Origin of the sequence: Achromobacter sp., assembly GCF_036567245.1 — a bacterium.
GTDB lineage: Bacteria > Pseudomonadota > Gammaproteobacteria > Burkholderiales > Burkholderiaceae_B > Achromobacter.
Genome location: NZ_DATCUY010000048.1, coordinates 1 through 7140, shown reverse-complemented (window position 1 = coordinate 7140; position 7140 = coordinate 1). Strand labels below are relative to the sequence as shown.

Genomic DNA, 7140 nt, shown 5'->3' with positions numbered 1-7140 from the left:
GTTGGCGCGCGCGCGCGCCGCGCTGTCGTCGCTGTCGCAGGAATAAGCCCGAGGGGCCGGCGCAAGGCCGGCCCGCAAGTTCAGGAGGAGCGGGCGCCGGCCACGATGCGCCCTTCGCGCACCTGGAAGCGCTGGGCGCTGCCCTGGCCGGCGATTTCGAGCATGTCGCCTTCCGTGTAGCCCGTGACGTTCGGGCAGTCCAGCCATTCTGGATTGATGAACGGAAAGTACTTCAACATGCCGCTGCCCTGGCTGGCGAAATCGAAGGTCGTGTTGGCGACCACTTCCGGATCCCATTGGCTGGCGTCGAAGGTCAGTGCGCAGCCCGCGCCGATGCGGTAGACGATACTGGCGCCCATGCTGGCGAAGCCCAGCGCGCCGACATGCAATTGCGCGCCATTGCTCAGTTCGATGATGCGGCTGCCCAGCCGCTCCAGCGTGATGTGCTTGAAGCTCACTTCGGCTGCGTCGACAATCAGATGCGAATACTGGCCCAGGGTGATTTCGCTGTAGACGCCGCTGGCGTTGGCTTCCTTGGCGGTGATGGTTGCCGTTTCATTGGCGGCAAGCGTGATGGCGTTGGGCATGGCGGGGGGATCTCCGGTCGTTCGGGGGGGCGGGGCGCTGTTGTTCTTGTGCTGCTCCCCGGCAGGCGCTGCGCGCCATGGCTCGCCTGCTCTTGAGGGCTTTGTGTCGCCTTGCGGCCTGGCGCCGCCGGCCTTTTATTATTTAGACACAATTAGATATTTTCTATCATTTTTGGCTCTCCAGGCTTGAGAGAACGCAAGGAAACGTCCTCTTTACGGGAAAGCCCTAGGTCAAAAAAAACCGGCGCCAAGGCGCCGGTTTTTTTTGTGCCGGGGAAAGGGGGTCAGCGCTTGAGTTTGGCGAAGGCGTCCGCCATGGCGCTGTTCATTCCGGTGCCGGCGTTGCCGCCGCGGCCGCCGTCGCCCTGCGGACGGCGGTTGCGGTCGCCGCCGCTCTTGGGCGTGTCGGCGCTGCGGCGGGCGGGAGCCGCGGTGTCGTTCAGGCGCATGGTCAGTGCGACGCGCTTGCGCGCCACGTCCACTTCCAGCACCTTGACGCTCACCGTCTGGCCCACGCGCACGACGTCGCGCGGATCCTTCACGAACTTCTCGGCCAGGGCCGAAATGTGGACCAGGCCGTCCTGGTGCACGCCGATGTCCACGAACGCGCCGAAGTTGGCCACGTTGGTCACGACGCCTTCCAGCACCATGCCCGGGTACAGGTCGTTCAGGGTCTCGACGCCTTCCTTGAACTGCGCCGTCTTGAATTCCGGGCGCGGATCGCGGCCGGGTTTTTCCAGTTCGGCGAAGATGTCGCGCACCGTCGGCAGGCCGAAGCGCTCGTCGGTGAAGTCGGATGGCGACACGCCCTTGAGGGCTTCGCGCTGGCCGATGATCTGCTTCACCTCGGCCTTGATCTTGGCGACGATGCGCTCGACCACCGGATAGGCTTCCGGGTGGACCGACGAAGCGTCCAGCGGATTGTCGCCGTTGGGAATGCGTAGGAAGCCCGCGGCCTGCTCGAACGCCTTGTCGCCAAAGCGTGGCACCTTGCGCAGGATTTCGCGGGTCGGGAAGGCGCCGTTCTCGTCGCGCCAGGCGACGATGTTCTTGGCCAGCAGCGAATTCAGCCCGGACACGCGCGCCAGCAGGGCGGCGGACGCGGTGTTCACGTCCACGCCCACGGCGTTCACGCAATCCTCGACCACGGCGTCCAGCGAACGCGCCAGCTCGCGCTGGTTGACGTCGTGCTGGTATTGGCCCACGCCGATGGCCTTGGGATCGATCTTGACCAATTCGGCCAGCGGATCCTGCAGGCGGCGCGCGATCGACACGGCGCCGCGCAGGGTGACGTCCAGGTCGGGGAACTCCAGCGCGGCGGTTTCGGACGCGGAATACACGGAAGCGCCGGCTTCGGAGACCACCACGCGGGTGACCTGCAGGTCCGGAAAGCGTTCCATCATGTCGCCCACCAGCTTTTCGCTTTCGCGCGAGGCGGTGCCGTTGCCGATGGCGATCAGGTCGACCTTGTGACGCGCGACCAGGGCGGCCAGCGTGTTGATCGTGCCCTCGCGGTCGCGGCGCGGTTCGAACGGGTAGACGGTGGTGGTGTCCACGACCTTGCCGGTCTGGTCGATCACGGCGACCTTGCAGCCGGTGCGGATGCCGGGATCCAGGCCCAGCACGGCCTTGGGGCCGGCGGGCGCAGCCAGCAGCAGGTCCTTCAGGTTGGCGGCGAACACGCGGATGGCTTCGGCTTCGCCGCTTTCGCGCAGGCGGCCGACCAGTTCGCTTTCGAACGCCGTCAGCAGCTTCACGCGCCAGGTCCAGCGGCAGACCTCGCCGAGCCAGCGGGCGCGCGGCGTGGCGTCCAGCGCGAACAGGCCGTTGCCCAGCTTCAGGAAGCCGGCGATGCGGGCCACGCAGGGGTGCGGCGTTTGCGCTTCCAGTTCGGCTTCCAGCCCCAGGCGCAGTTCCAGCACGCCTTGCTGGCGGCCACGCAGCAGCGCCAGGATGCGGTGCGAGGGCAGGGTGCGCAGCGGCTCGTTGAAGTCGAACCAGTCGCGGAAATTGGCGCCCTCGGTTTCCTTGCCGTCGACCATCTTGGAATGGATCAGTCCGGTGGACCACAGGTGCTCGCGCATGTCGGCCAGCAGGTCCGCGTTTTCCGCGTAGCGCTCGGCCAGGATATCGCGCGCGCCGTCTAGCGCGGCCTTGGCGTCGTTGATGGACGCTTCCGGATTCAGGTATTGCGCGGCCAGCGCGGCGGGGTCGCAGGCGGGATCGGCCAGGATGCCGTCGGCCAGCGGCTCCAGGCCTGCTTCGCGGGCGATCTGGGCGCGGGTGCGGCGCTTGGGCTTGTACGGCGCGTACAAGTCTTCCAGGCGCTGCTTGGTGTCGGCCGTGGCGATTTCCTGCTGCAGCGCTTGCGTGAGTTTGCCCTGCTGCGAGATGGATTCAAGAATGGAGCCGCGGCGTTCTTCGAGTTCGCGCAGATAGCCCAGGCGCACTTCGAGATTGCGCAGCACGGTATCGTCCAGGCCGCCTGTGGCTTCCTTGCGATAGCGGGCGATGAAGGGCACGGTGGCGCCGTCGTCCAGCAGTTCCACCGCCGAAGCGATCTGGGAGGCGCGCGTGCTCAGCTCGGTGGCGAGCTGCGCGACGATGCGGGCGTTGTCGACGCCGGCGGCGACGTACGTGATAGCGGAAGTTTCAGACATCTCGATACGACGACAAAAAGGAAAAACAAGGGGCGGATTGTGCCATAAGCTGCTGTTACAAAACGTGCCAGGGTGGACGGATATGTCCCCCTTGCACTGCCCGGGCGGCCAATCCCCAGCCCCGCAGCAGGTATCATTTGGTCCTTTCCCACACAAGTGTCTGGCGCCCGAACCGCAACCGGCACCGGTTCACCGTTGACTCGCTATGCTGGACCTGGACATCTCCGAATTCTTCGACGCCGACGGGCCTTTGGCCACGGCCATGCCCGGCTACAAGCCGCGCCCCTCGCAGGTTGAACTCTCGCAGGCCATCGGTCAGGCGATCCAGGACCGCGCCACCTTGGTGGCCGAGGCGGGCACCGGCATCGGCAAGACCTGGGCCTATCTTGTACCCGCCTTCATCCAGGGCGGCAAGGTGCTGATTTCCACCGGCACCCGCACCCTGCAGGATCAGCTTTTCGCCCGCGACCTGCCGCGCGTGCGCGCGGCGCTGGCCGCGCCGGTGACCGCCGCGCTGCTCAAGGGCCGCGGCAACTATGTCTGTCATTACCACCTGGATCGCCTGCAGGGCGACGAGCGCGCCTTGAAGTCGCGCACCGAAATCCAGCAGCTGCGGCAGATCCAGGTATTCGCCGGCATTTCCAAGACGGGGGACCGCGGCGACCTGGCACAGGTGCCGGAAGATGCCGACATCTGGCAGCGCGTGACCTCCACGCGCGAGAACTGCCTGGGGCAGGAATGCCCGCGCATTCGGGACTGCTTCGTGGTGAAGGCGCGCCGCCAGGCGCAGGAAGCCGACGTGGTGGTCGTCAACCACGCCCTGTTCATGGCCGACCTGGTGCTGCGCGAAGAGGGCGTTACCGATCTGCTGCCGGAAGCGGACACCGTGATCTTCGACGAAGCGCACCAGTTGCCGGATACCGCCACGCGCTTCCTGGGCAGCAGCGTGTCCACGCACCAACTGCTGGATTTCGGCCGCGCGATGGAAGCGGCCGGTCTCGCCTATGCGCGCGAGGCTGCCAAATGGAGCGACGTCAGCCGTCATGTGGAAACGGCGGCGCGCGAGCTGCGTCTGGTCTGTGCGCCGCTGGACAAGATGCCCGGCCGCAAGGCCACCTTCGAGGCCATCCCCAATCCCGAGGAATTCGACGAAGCGCTATTGGCGCTGCGAGAGGCCGTGGACGGCGCCGCGAAGGCGCTGGGCGCGGTTGCCGAAAAGCACCCGGACCTGATGGCGGCCGCGCGCAGCGGCGCCGAAATTTCAGTGCGGCTCAAGCGCTGGGCCACGCCGGGGCGGGCCGCCGCGGACTACTCAGAGGAAGGCTGGGGCCGCGACGATCAGGCGCCCGAGCCCGCGCTGCAATCGGCGCTGGGCGACGGGCTGTCCACGCCCGTCGCGATCCTGGAGGGCGCAGCCGCCGCGGAGCAATGGACCGGCCCGGCGGTGCGCTGGGTCGAGCACGGCCAGCACCACGTGCGCCTGCATTCGGCGCCGCTGTCGGTGGCCCAGGCATTTTCCAAGTACCGCAAGCCGGGCCAGGCCTGGATCATGACCTCGGCCACCTTGTCCGTGAACGGCGAGTTCACCCACTTCACCAGCCAGCTTGGCCTGGAAAAGGCGCGCACGGGCAAGTGGGAATCGCCCTTCGACTATCCCGAGCAAGCCTTGCTGTTCGTGCCGCGCGGCATGCCCGAACCGCAGTCGCCGCAATTTCTCGATCGTTTCGTCCAGACGCTGTTGCCGCTGCTGGAGGCCAGTCCCGGCGGTACCCTGGTGCTGTGCACGACGCTGCGCGCCGTGGACAAGGTCGCCAACCTGCTGGCCGACGCCTTCGACGATGCCGGCCACGAATGGCCCTTGCTCAAGCAGGGCGAGGGCACGCGCCGCGACCTGCTGGACCGTTTCTGCAAGCTGGAGCATCCCGTGCTGGTGGGCAGCGCCAGCTTCTGGGAAGGTATCGACCTGCCTGGCGACGTGCTGACGCTGGTGGCGATCGACAAGCTGCCGTTCGCGCCGCCCGACGATCCGGTCATCGAGGCGCGGCTGCGCGCCTGCCGCGCGCAGGGCGGCAATCCGTTTTCGGAATACCAGTTGCCCGAAGCCGCGATCTCCCTCAAGCAGGGCGCGGGCCGGTTGATCCGCACGGAGTCGGATTGGGGCGTGCTCATGGTGGGCGATGCCCGCCTGGTCGAAAAGCCTTATGGCAAGCGCCTGTGGCGCGGGCTGCCGCCGTTTGCGCGGACGCGCGAGCTGGAAGAAGTGCTGGCGTTCTACCGGCGCAAGCAGGAACCGCAGGACTAGAAGCCGCCGGCGCCGGAAGGCCCGCCTTCAAGCGGCCCCACCTGAAGGCGGCTCCACCTGAAGGCAGCCTCGCCGGCATGGTCAGGCAGCGACCTGCTCGGTCCTGCGCGACAGCGCCCACCATCCGGTCATGACCGCCGCCAGGCCCACAATGGGCAGCATGGCGGCATTCAGGGTTTCCCAACCCATCCGCGCCAGGGCCGGTCCGGCTGCCAGCGTGGCCAGGGCGGTGGTGGCATAGCGCAGCATTTCAGCCGCCCCCTGCACCCGCGCCCGTTCGGCGGGCCGGTAGGATTGGGCCAGCAGCGTGGTGCCGCCGACGAACATGAAGTTCCAGCCCACGCCCAGGCAGAACAATGCCGCATGGAAAGCCGTGAGCGACGTCGATTGCATTGCGATCAGCGAGCAGGCCGCGTTCAGCGCCATGCCCATGCCGAGCAGGCGGGGCAGTCCCAGCCGGTTGATCAGCGCGCCGGCGAAGAAGGCCGGGGCGTACATGCCGATGAGGTGCCACTGCATGATGCTGGCGCCGTCGGCGATGCTGTGCTGGCAGGCCACGGCAGCCAGCGGCGCGGCCGTCATGACGAACATCATCGAGACCGACCCCACGACATTGTTGGCCAGCGCCGCCACGAATATCGGCTGCCGCATGACCTCGCCCAAGGGGCGGGCCGGCAGGCCCGCGACCTGCGTGTCGGCGGGTTGGCCGCCGTCGCCCTCCTGGTCGCGGTAGGCGAGCAGCAGCAGCGCGCTGGCCGCTCCCAGCAGGGCTACCATCAGATAGGCGCCGGAGAAGATCGCGGCAGGAAAGATGTCCTTGGCCCAGGCCGCCAGCGCCGGCCCCGCAATGGCCGCGATGACGCCGCCCGTCAGGACCACGGAGATGGCGCGGCTCTTGGCTTCGGCGGGCACCGCGTCCGCGGCGGCGAGCCGGTAGTACTGCGCGAAGGCCTGGAACACGCCGACCAGCGCCGTGCCCAGGCAAAAGAGCCAGAAGTCGCTGGCGAAGACCGCGGCCACGGAAATCAGCCCGCCGGCCGCGCCTGCCAGCGATCCCAATATGAAGCCCGCGCGCCGGCCGATGCGCTGCATGAGCAACGAGGCATACCAGGTGACCGCGGCGCCCGCCACCGTGATCAGGGCGAAAGGCAGCGTCGCCAGCGCCGGATGCGGCGCCAGCATCTGGCCGGTCAGCGCCGTCAGGGTCAGGTCGATGGAGATCGCCGCGATGTACAGGCCTTGGCAGATGGCGAGGATGCGGGCATTGCGCAGGCCGCGCGAGGAAGCGTTCATGGCAGGGGCTGGTCCGGAGGATTGACAGGCCCCACTCTAGCGCCGGAAACTATGGCAAGAATGACTATTTTCCCTCGTTTCATGCCATGACCCATCGCGTCTGCATCCTACCCGTGCCGAACTTCCAGCTGCTCGACTTGGCCGGGCCGCTGTCAGTCTTTCAGATCGCCGCCGAACTGGTGCCGGACGCCTACGAGGTGGCCGTGGTGTCGGCCGAGGGCGGGCTGGTCCGCTGCTCGGCCGGCGTACCCGTGCTGACGCGTCCCTGGCGCGGCCTGCGCGCCGACACCGTGCTGGT

At 67.6% G+C, this 7140-nt stretch carries 4 protein-coding genes and 1 pseudogene; 2 read left to right on the top strand and 3 right to left on the bottom strand.

Going from position 1 to position 7140, the window contains the following annotated elements; genetic code table 11:
* Positions 1-80: 80 nt before the first annotated feature.
* Positions 81-587: a hypothetical protein gene (locus VIR09_RS01650; RefSeq protein WP_332011163.1), complete on the bottom strand. Its 507-nt coding sequence runs from the start codon at positions 585-587 to the stop codon at positions 81-83.
* A 284-nt stretch (positions 588-871) separates the two neighbouring features.
* Positions 872-3247, bottom strand: a complete 2376-nt coding sequence (gene tex, locus VIR09_RS01645) for an RNA-binding transcriptional accessory protein Tex (RefSeq protein ID WP_332011160.1) — start codon at positions 3245-3247, stop codon at positions 872-874.
* A gap of 205 nt (positions 3248-3452) precedes the next feature.
* On the opposite strand from tex, the gene VIR09_RS01640 reads away from it, so the two are divergent.
* Complete coding sequence (locus tag VIR09_RS01640) at positions 3453-5549, top strand: ATP-dependent DNA helicase (RefSeq protein ID WP_332011157.1); 2097 nt, start codon at positions 3453-3455, stop codon at positions 5547-5549.
* 81 nt (positions 5550-5630) lie between these two features.
* Here VIR09_RS01640 and VIR09_RS01635 read toward each other — a convergent pair whose 3' ends face one another.
* Positions 5631-6842, bottom strand: coding sequence for an MFS transporter (locus VIR09_RS01635; protein WP_332011155.1), 1212 nt, complete (start codon positions 6840-6842; stop codon positions 5631-5633).
* A gap of 86 nt (positions 6843-6928) precedes the next feature.
* Between VIR09_RS01635 and VIR09_RS01630 the strand changes: the two are divergent.
* Positions 6929-7140, top strand: a pseudogene (locus tag VIR09_RS01630) (GlxA family transcriptional regulator); the annotation flags it as partial.

What these genes read in the sequence shown, in the direction of transcription:
- tex (WP_332011160.1), bottom strand. Translation starts at nt 3,247, where the DNA reads ATGTCTGAAACTTCCGCTATCACGTACGTCGCCGCCGGCGTCGACAAC.
- VIR09_RS01650 (WP_332011163.1), bottom strand. Translation starts at nt 587, where the DNA reads ATGCCCAACGCCATCACGCTTGCCGCCAATGAAACGGCAACCATCACC.
- VIR09_RS01640 (WP_332011157.1), top strand. Translation starts at nt 3,453, where the DNA reads ATGCTGGACCTGGACATCTCCGAATTCTTCGACGCCGACGGGCCTTTG.
- VIR09_RS01635 (WP_332011155.1), bottom strand. Translation starts at nt 6,842, where the DNA reads ATGAACGCTTCCTCGCGCGGCCTGCGCAATGCCCGCATCCTCGCCATC.